This is a genomic window from Mammaliicoccus sp. O-M54, from assembly GCF_022386035.1.
GTDB classification, from domain to species: Bacteria; Bacillota; Bacilli; order Staphylococcales; family Staphylococcaceae; genus Mammaliicoccus; species Mammaliicoccus sciuri_A.
Map to the genome: position 1 here is coordinate 156,317 of NZ_JAJNJE010000005.1, position 14,538 is coordinate 170,854.

Below are 14,538 nucleotides of genomic sequence, written 5' to 3' on the forward strand. Positions count from 1 at the left end.
AGTCACAAAATAGACATATTTAATTTATCTCTAAAGATGATTTTAGTTCATCACTGCTGTTATGCCACATTTCAGAATTATGTTCTTGAAGGAATTTTTTAAGAATTGCTCTATTTTCGTCACCAATTTGGTCAATCTTCACTTGATGTTTCATAGATTTATCCATCATATTCACATGTTCTGGCATACTTTTATATCCACGCTTTTTAGGTTTATTGACCATTAAATAGCAACCTGTTAGCCCTGCATAATATGGACCTTGTTCGCCACGTTCAGTTGTAACCCAGCAAAGCCAATATTCTTTTGCTTCTTCACCTTTGACTTCTTCTATATCTTTAACCCATTTCACACGCTTTTCTACTTCAGCTCTAGCATGCATGGCACCAATATCGATAAATGCAGTTTGTTCTGATACATCGACAAATACTGGCGCAACGTTGTCTAAACTTATAGAGCCTATATTTGTACCTTTATGCCCATCTAATGGATCATTTTTAATGATATTAAATTGAAATCCTTTCTTTTCAGCCACTTGTTTCACCTCATTTAATTCATGATTACATCATACTAGAGTATCAGACTGACATTCAAGTTTGTAATCTACACGAGTTCATTTAATATATTGATAATATCGCCTTTAATCGTTTCGTCTTCCATTTCTATAATTAATTCTTTAGGATAATACAGTTTATAGTCTAAACGTTTAATCCCTGTAATACTATGGATGATGACTGACTGGCTACTAATCTCTTTAATACGACCTGTCTTCTGTAATAGATGTATCGGCTGTCTATTTGATCCTGGTCGATCATAATCATACGGTAAGTCTGAGAACGAGTCACAAACGAAATAATATTCTGGGTCAATGCCACCTTTTTCAAATAGATCTGTCAGTTCACCAATCGTAATAATAGATCCATCAAATGGTAAGTATTTAAATAAATCACGATTAACAAATCTTTTACTTAAATCACTTAAGATTGGATCATCTTCTTCAGTCCACTCTTCTAAATAATACATCACGACCGCTTCATCAAGACGAATATAATCAGCGATTGAAACGTCTTCTTCAAAAAATGGAATTAAATATTTGGGTTGTTCTTTAAATGAATACCCTTGATCATAAAGTACTTTCGCACGCTTAAAGCAGCGATTAAGCAACACTTCTCCACCTCGACTCACCGGGTGAAAATAAATTTGCCAATACATTTGATAACGACTCATTAAGAAGTTTTCAACTGCATGCATACCACTTTCTTTAATCAACACTTCATCTTTAGACGGACGCATCAATCTCAGCACACGTTCCATATCAAATTGACCATAACTCACACCTGTAAAATATGCATCACGCTGTAAATAATCCATGCGATCTGCATCTATTTGAGATGAAATCATTGATATGACTAATTTATTTTCATGTGTCTTATTAATCACGTCTGCTACTTCAGCTGGAAAATCAGGCGACACTCTACTCAACACTTCATTAACTTCTGTATCACCTTTAATGATCAGCTGTGTAAATTTTTCATGATCCGTTAGGAAGATTTTTTCAAAACAATGTGAAAATGGACCGTGCCCTAAATCATGTAAAAGTGCTGCACATAATGCGAGTGGTCTATCCTTATTATCCCAATGTGCACGTCCTTCAAATACTTCGTCTATCATACGTCGTACAATTTCATATACACCTAGAGAATGTCCAAAGCGACTATGCTCAGCTGTATGGAAAGACAAATAGAGTGTTCCAAGTTGTTTAATTCTTCTTAAGCGTTGAAATTCTTTCGTTTTGATAAGATCCCAAATTAATTGGTCTCTTACGTGTATATAACGATGAACAGGGTCTTTAAAAACTTTCTCTTCAGGTAATTTTTTTGTTCCATAAGCTTCCTGTGTCACTTTGTTCCCTCCATTTCATCCAATTATTCTACAATAAACTCTATTTCTCCGACATTTTCATATACGGCTTTATACTCCCCTTGTGATAAAGGTTTAGGCAAAATAAATGTTCCACTTGAAATAAACATGCCAGGTTTTAATGAACGATTATATTCTTTAATTTCATTAATCAACCACTTAACAGCTTTAGCAGGATGTCCTTCAACTTCTGTACTAAATCCAGAAGCTAATTCTTTACCGTCTAAATATAATGTCCCTTTAATGTTATCTATATCTTCATAACTTAATTTCTTAGGTTCACCGTAAACAACGCCACCACTTACTGCGCTATCAGCAATAATTTCTGTTACAGATAAATTAGGGAACCAGTTACTAAAACGTGAATCTGGAATCTCTACCCCTGGTGCAATCAAACATTTATTCATAATATCTTCAAGGCTATCTTCTTCTGTTAATTCTTCTTGAACAATAAAGACTAATTCTAACTCTGCTAAAGGCTCATTTAAATCATTTAAATAAATATGTTTGTCCAGAATAGTTGTTTCTCCCATTGCACCATATAATGGCGTTGTTGAAGAAAAGATATCTCTCGTTTCTTGACTCGTTAAACTAATTTTATAACCTTTATGAATTTCAGTTTCTTCCTTACGCTGCAACACACCTTCTTGAATATCATATGCAGCATGTTCAGTTATATTCGATGGTAAAACACCATTTGGAATAATTGATTGATTCTCATAAGCTTCATAAAATTGTGAAATCCATTTATTTAGTGATTGTTCCATTACAATCAACCTCCTAAAAAGTTTTTTTCATTAACGTCGTGCGCATTGTGTCACCAAAAAGTAATTCTTCATATTCACGTATCACTTCAAAACCTTCCTTTTTATAAAAGGCTATACCGATATCATTCTTGCCATCCACTTCTAAATAAACTTCATGATATAAATCTTTGTATTGATCTAAACCTGCTTGTAATAAAGCTTTCCCATACCCTTCACGTTGCGCTTCAGGTAGAACATAATGAGAAGATAAATACAATTCAGTACCTTTGATAAAATTAGCAAAACCAACAATCTTATCTTCATCTTCTGCAACAAAGAAATCAGAATCATTAATGCGCTTTTGAAGCATCTCTTTAGAATAAGACGCATTTAAAAATGCCGTCACAGTGCTCGCAGTATAAATATTGGTATACGTGTCATACCAAGCCTTAGACGCTACATTTTTAATACCTGAATAATCTTCAATTGTTGCTTTTCTTACATTTGCCATAAATATCTCTCCTCTATCTACCTTACACATCAATCGTCAATTCATGATGTCTATTAATCTATGTTTGTAAATCCCCGTTTAATAATGTTCTAATGTACACATTTTAAATAACTTTATATCTCACGTTATAAATAATTATATCATTTATATATTAAAAACTATAATATTCAGAATACTTAATTATACCCGAAAACCCTACAGAAATGTAATATTTGTTAAGTATGTTAACACATATTTAAAATACAGAACTTCAAAATATAAAAAAATGGAAAACTAACAATCATTTTTACTAAATAATAATCCCCTTCCATTTATATATAGATTTTTAGGATGTTCATTTTAATTTGTCATTTATAAGTATAAATCATTAATTTTCAGAATTATCCGACTTGTTATTTTATTAACCGTATGCTATTTTTATTTTGTAATTTTATAAAAAGGAAATGATGATGCAATATTAAGTAGGAATTTCAAAGAAGATTTCTTACTGTACTTAACAGTTCAAATACCAAATTAAAAAGGATGGCGAAAAAATGTAATATTACTAACCCTTAATAAAAACAATTGAATAGTAAAATCTTTAAAGGGAGTAATATTTTTATGCATAAATCATCATTTCGCTTTTTATGGATTGGCCAATCTCTCGCAAATAGTGGAGATGTCTTTTATATGGTTGGTTTAATAGCAATCATATATGGAATATCAGGATCTGTAACTTATATGGCATTTGTGCCCTTTTTTATCACAACATCGCGTTTTTTAAGTGGTATGATTGCGCCATTGATTATTGAACGTGTCCAATTAAAATCATTGTTGGCATATTCACAATTTGGAAAGACAATTCTTATTCTCATTCTTGGATGTTATACAGAAATTTTTCCTTCTTCTAGCACCATTTTCCTGATTTTTTTATTAGTAATTGCTATTTCTTTTTTAGATGGATGGGCAAACCCAGCAAGAAATGCTTTAGTCCCTATATTTATTGAACAGGATTTTCTAGTGAAAGCTAATAGTTTTCTTGCCATTCTTGACCAAACGATTCGTCTTGGTGGATGGACAGTTGGGGGAATACTCGTTGCTATTATCGGTGGTGAAAATGTTATATGGTTAACATTTTTCTTATTTGTAGCATCTACTATCATGATGTTTCTAATTCAAAACGTCGATAAAAACGGATTTAGTCAAGAAAAACAAAAAAAGCCTACGAATTGGGACATATTAAAAGAAGGCTGGATAACCATATGGCATACGCCTACTTTACGTACCATAAGTATTGTTGAATTTTTTGAATCTATAGCAAACGTGGTATGGGTAGCTGCAATTATGTATATTTATGTTGAGCAAGTCTTACAAACGAGTGAACAATGGTGGGGATATATAAATGCCAGTTTCTTTGCTGGATTAATGATAGGTGGCTTTTGTAGTTTAAAATGGTCACATTTAGTAACTCGACTTTCTAGTTATGTTATTGTAGTGGGTTCATTTGGGGCTAGTTTGACGACTCTAATGTTTGGTTTAGTATCGACTCCATGGATCGCACTAGTAATATCTCTGATATTTGGAATAGTAAATCAAATTAAAGATGTAGCTCAACAGACAGCAGTACAAAAGAGTGTTGTTCATAGACTTCTTCCTAAAATATACTCTGCAAAAGACGCTCTAGTAACTGCGACTTTTGGAGTTTCTTCATTAGTTTTAGGTAACTTGACTGATATGTTTGGAGTGAGGTTCACATTTTTATTAGCAGCAACACTTCTCTTCATTTCTACAATTTTTCTGATGACAAACCGTAACAAGATTAGCTAATCGAATTAAAAAATATGTTAAATAAATATAAAGCGAAGTACAAATTCCATGTACTTCGCTTTTATTATTATAGTGTTTTAAAAGTGTGCTGTTCTTTAATGAAAACATGTTTTATTTAATCGGGTGCATACCGTCTTTCCAAGTTGTATAAATAAGTTTACCGCCTTGGTCTTTAAATTTCTTATTTGTTACGCCGCGCTCAAATGGTGCTGCTGGCTCGATGTTTAGCGTTGGTGAGACGTTTAATTCGTTGGCATACCATTTAGCCCAATCGTCTCCTTTTACAGGATCATCATCTGCTACGTTATAAATACCTGATTCAAAGTTTAATGCTTGAATGGCTGTTTCAACTGCATCATCTATATGAATAAATGATTGTACGCCGTCTGTCATCGTAACTTCACCATTTATAAATTGATTATAAATCATTCCATCTTTACCATACCAAGTACCTGGTCCGTATAATAAACCGTAACGTAAAATAACATGTTTGTTTAATCTAGCTGATTCTTTTTCTAATCCTTCTACACCATCAACTGTTATTTTACGATCACCGCTAGCGTCATAGTCTAAACTTGTTTCTTCTGTTGCTAATGTATCTCCAGCTTCATAAACAAATGCAATACTTTGTGATTGAATATGTGGTACATCATGTTTAATTGCCGCTTCTACAAGATTTCTTGTACCTTCTATTCTAACTTTCGTATTAGCTGACATATCAACTTGTTTTAAGTCTGTGATTTCGTTCATGATTATATCTGGTTTAAAATCACCGATACTTTTTTCTATTGTGTCATATTCTAATATGTTGCCTATATATGCTTTTACACCTGCATTATCAAGTTTTTCTTTACCTTTTTCAGAAGTCGTTAACCCAGCTACTTCATAACCTTCTTCAATTAAGCGTTTAGTTAATTTTGTACCTATTAAACCAGTAGCACCTGCAACAAAAATTTTAGTCATGATAATCCACCTTTTTTATTTATATTTTCATTGAGATATATACCCATTTTCAGAGTATAAAAACCATCCTAAAAAATATCAAACTTTTTATTATGTAATTACATAATAATTTATAATGTCACTATTATTAGGTTTCTAGGCTAATTGACTTCTGTAAGCGCGTTATTATATCATTATGTCAATACAAATAAGGAGTGTTTATTTTGATGAAATATTATACAATTGATGACCTTTGCCGAATGATTGATCACACTAACTTACATGCAGATGCAAGCCCAGAAGATATAAAACAACTTTGTGAAGAAGCAAAGAAATACCATTTTAAGATGGTTGCTGTTAACCAAGTACAATCTAAATTATGTTCAGAAATATTAGCTGGAACCGATATTGGAATAGGTGCTGCCATTGCTTTTCCATTAGGTCAGACTTCTATTGAATCTAAGAAGTTCGAGACGCAAGATGCAATTCATAACGGTGCGACAGAAATTGATTATGTTATTAATGTTACTGAATTGAAAAATGGCAATTTAGACTATATCAAAGAAGAAATGTCTTCAATAGTAGAAATTTGTAAAGCACACAATGTCACTTCAAAAGTTATCTTCGAAAATGCCTATTTAACTAAAGATGAAATCAGAACTTTATCACTTATCGCAAAAGACGTTAAACCTGATTTTATTAAAACATCTACTGGCTTTGCGACATCAGGTGCAACTGTAGAAGATGTTAAATTAATGTACGAGACTGTAGACGGCGAAGTTAAAGTTAAAGCAGCTGGTGGTATTCGTGATGCTGATACATTTATTAATATGATTAAAAATGGTGCAGAAAGAATTGGCGCTAGTTCAGGTATCAATATCATCAAAGCATTAGAAGAACGTCTTACAGAATCAGATCAGAAAACGATAGAAATTGGATGATAAATTATGATAAACAAACCTTTACATCAACAAATTAAAGAAGATTTACTGAATAAAATTGAATATGAAGACTATAAAGTTGGCGATAAAATTCCAAATGAAGTTGATTTGGCGACGCATTATAAAGTAAGTAGACCTACTGTTAGACAAGCGATCAATGCACTTGTTATTGATGGCTTTTTAGAACGTCGAAAAAAGCGAGGTACAATCGTTCGACAACGTAAAATCAATCAAGAATTTACACACGTCATCGAAAGCTATAATGATGAAATGACAAGAAAAGGATTAATCCCAAAGACAAAAGTTCTATCATTGAAATCAGAAGTTGCCAATGAAGAAGTCATGCAACAATTAGAACTAAAACCTGGAGAATCTGTATATAAATTAGTCCGTTTAAGATATGCAGAAGAAGACCCAATCGTACTTGTAACAACTTATATTCCATTATCCTTAGTACCTAATTTAAAAGAAATTGATTTTACTACGACACGATTTTACGAAGTGTTAGAAAAAAACCAAACACCTATCAAAGAAATTACGAGAAAGCTTGAATTAATCACAGCAGATGAAACCGTAAGTGATTTATTATCTGTAGAGATAGATGCCCCACTCTTCTACTTCCATAGTGTGGGTTATATAGAGAATCGTGTACCAATAGAATATTCCGTCTCTAAATACAGAGGCGATTTAAACTCATTTATCTTTAATATTTCATCATAATTTAGCCATGTTCAAACCATTATAAGCTCAACGATAGTAATAATGCAGTTCAATCATAAATAAAAAGGTGATATGCTATGACAAATATATTAGAGCACTTCAAATTACAAGGTAAAGTTGCAATCATTAGCGGTGGCACAATAGGAATAGGTCAATCAATGGCATTAGCATTAGCACAAGCAGGCGTTCAGATCATCATTGCAGATCATAACGCCTCATCAACAAACAAAACACTCTCTGGAATTAAACAGAGCGAAAACATTGAAACAGTTGCATTAAAAGTAGATATAACCGATCCAACATCGGTAAATCAAATGCTCAATAACGTCATAGAACAATTTGGCAAAATTGATATGTTAGTCAATAAAGTTGGGATGACATACAACGTAACAGAAGAAGAACTCACATTTGAAAATTGGAATAAAGTTATGAATCTAAACTTGAATGGAATATTTTGAGTGAGTTGATGTTTGAAGGCTGTGTTCTCACAAACACAGTCCTTTTTATATTAAATTCTTTTAAGTTCTATTTATTTCATACTTTAAATACGGTAAAATTATATATAACTTGAAATGAAAATGGAGTTTTTCATATGAAATATAAAGGTTTCGAACAAAATAAGATATTTATGATTTTAAACTGTATTATTTTCTTGATAGCTTGTTTACTACTCAAAAGATTCCCTATTTTTAATTACTCGGGCTTTTTAGGAACGATTCTTTTTATTGTTATGATACTCATATTAAGTGTTGTCATATATCAAGTTAACTTCTTTATCTATAGAAAAATCAAAAACTATACAAGTGAAAATAAATATGATTAGAAGTATATAAAATTAATGCATAAGCTCTGTAATGTTATGTAGCTTGATTCTGTGTAAATATATATATCGTAATAAAAAATCACTACAAGCATTGTTAAAAAAACAAATTGTAGTGATTTTTTTCTATTAAACTAACTTTTAAATAATGAACTATTTCAAAGGAGATACATCATGAAACTGTTATACACTTTTTTAATTTATTATTTTTCAATAATGATAGTATTTATCGTAGTCGAAAGTATACTTCAAGGAGAATTAGAGATATCAAGAATCCTCATAGTCCCTTTAATTTCAAGCATTATTATGATTGCATTTAAGAAACAAGAATGAAGACGTCTAGAAATTTTTAATTCCTTGATAAACAATTTTCAAATCAATGTTCTTATACTTTAATACATACGTATACATTCATATACTAGATCGAAGAATTCGTCGACTTTGACGTTTTTGGCTACTTTAACGTTATGTTCTTTTTTGAGTACATCGGATTCGTCACATACTGTTCGTCCGTAACTTGGTCCGCGGTTAATGTCGATTTCTACGTACATATCTTGAACTTCAAATAAGTCTTTATTTACGAGATAGCCTATTGTTGTTGCATCGTGTAATGGACCTGCTTCTAATCCAAATTCTTGGAATTGTGTTTTTAAAGTAAAGTTCATTAAATCACTAAACAATTGCCCAGCTTTATTATTTGTTGATTCCATACGTTTGATAATTTCAGGTGTACATAGTGTCTTGTTTGTTACATCTAGACCCATCATGACGATTGGTACACCTGATTTAAAAACAATATGTGCCGCTTCTGGATCAGCAAAAATATTAAATTCTGCTGATGGCGTAAAATTCCCATTACCGTATGCACCACCCATTAATACGATTTCTTTAATTTTAGATGTGATGGATGGTTCTAATTTCATCGCTAAAGCAATATTCGTTAATGGTCCAGTTGGTACTAGCGTAATATCTCCTTCGCTATCTAATAAAGTATCAATGATAAATTGTACTGCTCTTTTATCTTCGGGTTCTCTATTTAACGTATCAAATACAGGACCATCCATGCCTGTTTCTCCATGGACATTATCAGCAACTACACGTTCTCTCACTAAAGGTTCAGACGCCCCACTATATATTTTAACGTCCATATTCAAGTGTTGTGCGACACTCAAACCATTCTTAACAGTTTTCTCAAGCGTTTGATTCCCTGAAACAATTGTTATACCAAGTAAATCAATATTAGGATGAATGTATGCCATTAACATCGTTATTGCATCATCATGACCAGGGTCGCAATCCAAAATTATTTTTTGTTTTTCCATTATAATTCCTCTCCTTTTTGTAAGCCTTTTCTTTATTCTTGTATTATACTTCTGCAAAGATTAAAGTAAGTATGAGAAATATCATATAAGAGGTGTGAAATATTGAGAGAAATTTATAATGACAAACTTAAACAAGATTTAATAGACCAATTCAATTATCTCGATCTCTTTGGATTTGATGTGCAACAACACGTAAAACTCTTTTTCATTTCTCAAAAAGATCATATTATTCAAGACACTCAAAAACCCGAATATTTATTTTATCTTGTTAAAGGAAAGTCAAAATTATACGAATACATGGAAAATGGCCAAGTTTCTTTAATCGATTTTTTTGCGCCTTCTTCTTTCATAGGAGAAATGGAATTGATAGATGAACACGCTGCACCACTTAATGTCCAAGCAATAGAAGATTGCTGGTGTTTGGCAGTACCACTTAATGAACTTAAAGACACTTTATTAACGGATCCAGTATTATTAAAGAATTTATTATCTTATATCGCACATAAGAATATGAAAAACATTCGAACTTCGACACGTAACCAATCATATCCATTGTCTAAAAGACTCGCTTCTTTTATTTTAGTTACAGAACAAAATGGTAAATATGAAGAAAAACATACACAAGTCGCACAATATTTAGGCGTATCTTATCGACATTTACTGTTTGTTATCGCAGACTTTGTACAAAAAGGATATTTAGCAAAAGAGAACAATAGCTATAACATATTAAATATGGATGAACTAAAAAAGTTAGCAAATATATAATATGGTATAAAAAAGCATATTTTATTTAATTTGATGCATATCGTCTTTACAAGTTGTATAAATAATTTTACCTCCTTGGTCTTTAAATTTCTTGTTCATAACGTCGCGCTCAAATGGTGATGATTAGAGTTGGTGTGACGTTTAATTAATTGACATACCATTTTTAAACACAAAAAAGATTTAAAAATAGAGATAGAGAGTCCTTTTGAATATATATAGTATAGTGAAGATAGAGTAAAAGCACCCATATAATCAACAGGTGCTTTTTTAATATATTTTTTCATCATTATATTTTAATATCTTAGCACAAAGTCTTATTTGCATTAACATTGAGTAACCAAATGATAATGCTCCTACAGATGAAACTTGAAATGATAAAGCAAATATTTTTATTAAAGCAACATAACTAATAAAAAATGGTATTAAAAATATAAAAATAAAGTTAAAAATTATATTTCTTTTGGATATATTACCTCTCCTTTAATTTAAAATCCAAAAAACAAACCAAAGAATATAATTGGGTATAGTATCACTATATTAATTACATTTAATATAATACTTATCACTAAATATTTAATAATTTTTTTGTTTTTAAAATAATTATATAAGAATAATAAAATTGACATTACTAATAAAAGAGCTGAAGCGTCAGTAAATATCACAAGTGCATCTCCACCATAGAAATTCGGGAAAAGATTATTGCCGAAAAATAAAAGTATAATAAATAAAATATAATTTAATAGATTTATCACATTGATTAATTTCAAAATTATACGCCTCCTTTTTTACTCATATACCAATTATCCAAAAATATGTATATAATTAGCGATAAATAATATGAATTTTCACATAAAAATAACCCCATCACACATTGTGACAGGGTAAATAATATAAAATTCAAAAAGTTAGCAAACATCTAATATAGTATAAAAAAATCCCCCACTACATGTTGTAGTAAGGGGATTTATAGCTAATATTTATATTATGACTGTGTCTTTTTCAACTTCTTATTTAACTTCTCGTCTAATTCTTTTTGTCGACGTTTTCGTTCTTCATTTCTAAGTCGCAATCTTTCTTCTTCTTCTGGATCGCGTTTCTTTTGAAGTTGTTTTTGGATTTTTTCCATTAGTTCGTCTTCTGTTAAAGCGGCACATGGGCGGTTATTTACGAATGCGAATGTCTTTCTTCTACCTGGTCCACAATATGATTGGCATGCTACTTCTATTTCAGCTTCTGGGTCTAATTTTTTAATTTTTTTCAAAAGTGATGGCAAGTTAACCGCTTGGCAATCATCGCAGACTTGAAATTTATTTCGCATTTGTTTCCCCACCTTTCTTAATTGTTAATTTTGCAATAAATTATTATACCACCTTAACAGTTGTTTGAGAATGTCATTTTATCGTTTTTCCATATTTCGAATCATTTTATCATTGCGTTCTATCATTCTTTCGAAATATTTATCGTACAATGTCCATTCTTCCGTTGTGACAGGATCCATATTCAAAGTTGCACCTAAATTTTTCAAACTTCCTAACAATTTAAATAGTATGTCGTTAGTTGTATATTCAGTGCCTAATAATTCGTTCAATGAAGCCATGCTTTCAGGTATGATAGTCGGATAAATGAATTTTGTCTTTTCGTTTTTCAGTGCATGTTCATAGAATGCTTTCATCATTTCGGCACGTTCAGCGCCTGATCCTTCCACACATAAATAGATTTGAACTGCTATACCACCTCTCACTCTTCGTTGTGATATACCAGCAAATTTTTGATTATGAATACTTAAGTCATAACTACCAGGGCAGTATGATGCAGTAATTTCTTTATTCTCAATTTCATTAGTATCTTCTTTAAACATTTCACGAATAAGACGTAACATCACTTCATATCCTGTATCAATGGATACATCATGCTTACCTTTAAAGATTAAAGATATATTCAGGACACCTTTATCTAACACAACACCTAATCCGCCAGAATTTCTAACGATTGCACTATAACCTCTAACATCATTTAAATATGCAATACCGTCTTTTAGATAAGGTAATCTAGAATCATGTATGCCTAATATCACGACGTGATTGTGTATCCATGTCCTAACAACACTTGGACTTTTATCATTTCCTACTTGATCACAAAATGTATCATCGAAACTAAAGGACTGCATTGGCTGCAGTCCTGAAGTGTGGTCAATGTATCGCCATTCTTGTGTAAAATAATCTTGCAAATTTGCCATGATTATAATGTTTGAGCAGCTGTAATGATTGAAAGACTATATACGTCTTCAGCTGAACAGCCACGAGATAAATCGTTAACAGGTGCGTTTAAGCCTTGTAATACAGGACCAACTGCATCAAATCCACCTAAACGTTGAGCAATTTTGTATCCAATGTTACCCGCTTCTAAGCTAGGGAAGATAAATACATTTGCATCACCTTGAATTTCAGAATTTGGTGCTTTCTTAGCAGCAACTTCTGGTACGATTGCTGCATCGAATTGGAATTCACCATCTAATACAACATCTTTTAAATCTGTTTCTTTTAAGTTTTCTTGAGCAATAGAAACTGCTTCAGATACTTTTTCAGTATCAGGTGATTTAGCTGAACCTTTAGTTGAGAAGCTTAACATTGCTACTCTTGGAGACATACCAAATGCTTGAGCAGTCTTAGCACTTTCGATTGCAATCTCAGCTAAGTCTTGTGCATTAAGTTCTGGGTTAATTGCACAATCACCGAATACATATTGTTCTTCACCTTTAGTCATGAAGAATACGCCAGATGTTTTTGTAACGCCTGGTTTAGTTTTGATAATTTGTAATGCTGGACGTACAGTGTCTGCAGTTGAATGTGCTGCACCACTTACTAATCCGTCAGCTTGATTTGTGTAAACTAACATCGTACCGAAGTAGTTAACGTTATTTAACAATTCTTCAGCTTGTTCTTGAGTTGCTTTACCTTTACGACGTTCAACAAATTTTTCTACTAAATCTGCTTTTAGTTCACTTGTTTCTGGGTTGATGATTGTAAGACCATCGATTGATAAGTCTGCACCAGCTGCAGTTTCTTTAATTTTTTCTTCATTACCAAGTACGATTGGTGCAACCAAATCTGTAGCTTGTAATTTAACTGCTGCTGTTAATACACGCGCATCTTCACCTTCTGGTAATACGATACGTACATTTTTACCTGATAGTTTGTCGCTTAGAACATTAAGTAAATTAGACATAATTGCCTCCTATATATGATTGCTATTATTTTTCCATTCACAATTATAACATTTTTTCATAAATTTTCACGTATCTAAACTGTGAATTTATAATGGATATTTTTAAAATATTATCATTTATATTCTGAAAGCAACATTTTCCATTTTTTATTTAAAATTTTATCCTTTGAAACTATGAATTTTTCGTTTGGTTTTAAGTTTGGATCTTTACCGTTGTAATCTTTAGTTGCAAATCCTGTTGATAGTGATGGTTCACTATTCGCCTTGAATTGATATTCGTATACTTTACCGTTATCTGCAAACAAATATTTCGTAATCGGTTGATCCATTTTAGCGACACTACTGTATCCTTGAATATTAGTTAAATCTTGTGCTCGTTCATCATAACCAACTTGAGTATGCTGTCCTTGATACATCGTTAATCCGACAACATTATGGATCTTAAAATGTTTCCTCCCTGGTTTATTATGATCTGTTATTTGTATTTCACCATCATCAGTAATCGCATAGCCATCACCTTCCATTTGTTCGTTTCGACTAAAATAACGATTAGTTACTGCTTTATGCTGATCTTGGCCATATTCGTCAGCTATTTTTAGTAATTTTTGTTTCAATGCATCTTTGTCTTGCTCTGAAAGTTGAATCTGCTTAGTTGCTGCATGTTTCGTTTCACTATGCTGCTTTGTTTCTTCTTGCGAACCATTTTGACAACCGCTTAATATCATTATCATCACAATGGCCACACTTAAATAATTGAATACTCGTCGCAAAGTAACCGCTCCTTCTATTAACAAATAGGCGCCTCCATATCATCATATTTGAA

16 protein-coding genes are annotated in these 14,538 nt (G+C 31.8%); 6 read left to right on the top strand and 10 right to left on the bottom strand.

Annotated features, from left to right (window positions below; all coding sequences use genetic code 11):
- Positions 1-19 precede the first annotated feature (19 nt).
- From LQ673_RS10160 to LQ673_RS10175, 4 genes are all read right to left on the bottom strand, one after another.
- Positions 20-532, bottom strand: coding sequence for a YwhD family protein (locus LQ673_RS10160; protein ID WP_191836148.1), 513 nt, complete (start codon positions 530-532; stop codon positions 20-22).
- A 68-nt stretch (positions 533-600) separates the two neighbouring features.
- Positions 601-1,899, bottom strand: a complete 1,299-nt coding sequence (locus LQ673_RS10165) for an HD domain-containing protein (protein ID WP_037590571.1) — start codon at positions 1,897-1,899, stop codon at positions 601-603.
- Between the two features lie 23 nt (positions 1,900-1,922).
- Entirely contained in the window at positions 1,923-2,684 is a 762-nt protein-coding gene (locus LQ673_RS10170; protein ID WP_126476407.1) for a 2-keto-4-pentenoate hydratase, read from the bottom strand.
- A 13-nt stretch (positions 2,685-2,697) separates the two neighbouring features.
- Positions 2,698-3,174 (bottom strand): GNAT family N-acetyltransferase, encoded by a 477-nt coding sequence (locus LQ673_RS10175; RefSeq protein WP_025904911.1) that lies wholly within the window; start codon positions 3,172-3,174, stop codon positions 2,698-2,700.
- Between the two features lie 600 nt (positions 3,175-3,774).
- On the opposite strand from LQ673_RS10175, the gene LQ673_RS10180 reads away from it, so the two are divergent.
- Positions 3,775-4,980 carry an MFS transporter gene (locus LQ673_RS10180; RefSeq protein WP_191836149.1) on the top strand — a complete coding sequence of 402 codons (1,206 nt, stop codon included), beginning with the start codon at positions 3,775-3,777 and terminating at the stop codon, positions 4,978-4,980.
- A gap of 111 nt (positions 4,981-5,091) precedes the next feature.
- On the opposite strand, the gene LQ673_RS10185 is transcribed toward LQ673_RS10180, so the two are convergent.
- On the bottom strand, positions 5,092-5,943 hold the full coding sequence (locus LQ673_RS10185; RefSeq protein ID WP_191836150.1) for an NAD-dependent epimerase/dehydratase family protein: 852 nt from the start codon (positions 5,941-5,943) through the stop codon (positions 5,092-5,094).
- 206 nt (positions 5,944-6,149) lie between these two features.
- Here LQ673_RS10185 and deoC point away from each other — a divergent pair, with 206 nt between their 5' ends.
- The 4 genes from deoC (at position 6,150) to LQ673_RS10205 (ending at position 8,406) form a co-directional block, all read left to right on the top strand.
- Entirely contained in the window at positions 6,150-6,863 is a 714-nt protein-coding gene (gene deoC, locus LQ673_RS10190) for a deoxyribose-phosphate aldolase (RefSeq protein WP_204171104.1), read from the top strand.
- A gap of 6 nt (positions 6,864-6,869) precedes the next feature.
- Positions 6,870-7,583: a GntR family transcriptional regulator gene (locus LQ673_RS10195; RefSeq protein ID WP_191836151.1), complete on the top strand. Its 714-nt coding sequence runs from the start codon at positions 6,870-6,872 to the stop codon at positions 7,581-7,583.
- Between the two features lie 77 nt (positions 7,584-7,660).
- A complete protein-coding gene (locus LQ673_RS10200; protein WP_191836152.1) occupies positions 7,661-8,041 on the top strand; it encodes an SDR family NAD(P)-dependent oxidoreductase in 381 nt (126 codons plus the stop codon).
- Between the two features lie 134 nt (positions 8,042-8,175).
- Entirely contained in the window at positions 8,176-8,406 is a 231-nt protein-coding gene (locus tag LQ673_RS10205; protein ID WP_204256213.1) for a hypothetical protein, read from the top strand.
- A 389-nt stretch (positions 8,407-8,795) separates the two neighbouring features.
- Here LQ673_RS10205 and rihB read toward each other — a convergent pair whose 3' ends face one another.
- Positions 8,796-9,725: a ribosylpyrimidine nucleosidase gene (gene rihB, locus LQ673_RS10210; RefSeq protein ID WP_159316122.1), complete on the bottom strand. Its 930-nt coding sequence runs from the start codon at positions 9,723-9,725 to the stop codon at positions 8,796-8,798.
- A gap of 102 nt (positions 9,726-9,827) precedes the next feature.
- Between rihB and yeiL the strand changes: the two genes are divergently transcribed.
- Positions 9,828-10,490, top strand: a complete 663-nt coding sequence (gene yeiL / locus LQ673_RS10215; RefSeq protein ID WP_191836153.1) for a transcriptional regulator YeiL — start codon at positions 9,828-9,830, stop codon at positions 10,488-10,490.
- Between the two features lie 982 nt (positions 10,491-11,472).
- On the opposite strand, the gene LQ673_RS10220 is transcribed toward yeiL, so the two are convergent.
- From LQ673_RS10220 to LQ673_RS10235, 4 genes are all read right to left on the bottom strand, one after another.
- The gene (locus tag LQ673_RS10220; RefSeq protein WP_025904905.1) at positions 11,473-11,808 is read right to left on the bottom strand and encodes a YuzB family protein; all 336 of its coding nucleotides are present in this window, start codon (positions 11,806-11,808) and stop codon (positions 11,473-11,475) included.
- Positions 11,809-11,886: 78 nt separating this feature from the next.
- The gene (locus LQ673_RS10225; RefSeq protein WP_037589955.1) at positions 11,887-12,726 is read right to left on the bottom strand and encodes a lipoate--protein ligase family protein; all 840 of its coding nucleotides are present in this window, start codon (positions 12,724-12,726) and stop codon (positions 11,887-11,889) included.
- A 2-nt stretch (positions 12,727-12,728) separates the two neighbouring features.
- Complete coding sequence (gene pta, locus LQ673_RS10230) at positions 12,729-13,715, bottom strand: phosphate acetyltransferase (RefSeq protein ID WP_037589953.1); 987 nt, start codon at positions 13,713-13,715, stop codon at positions 12,729-12,731.
- A gap of 113 nt (positions 13,716-13,828) precedes the next feature.
- Positions 13,829-14,509 (bottom strand): hypothetical protein, encoded by a 681-nt coding sequence (locus tag LQ673_RS10235; RefSeq protein ID WP_159316120.1) that lies wholly within the window; start codon positions 14,507-14,509, stop codon positions 13,829-13,831.
- Positions 14,510-14,538 lie beyond the last annotated feature (29 nt).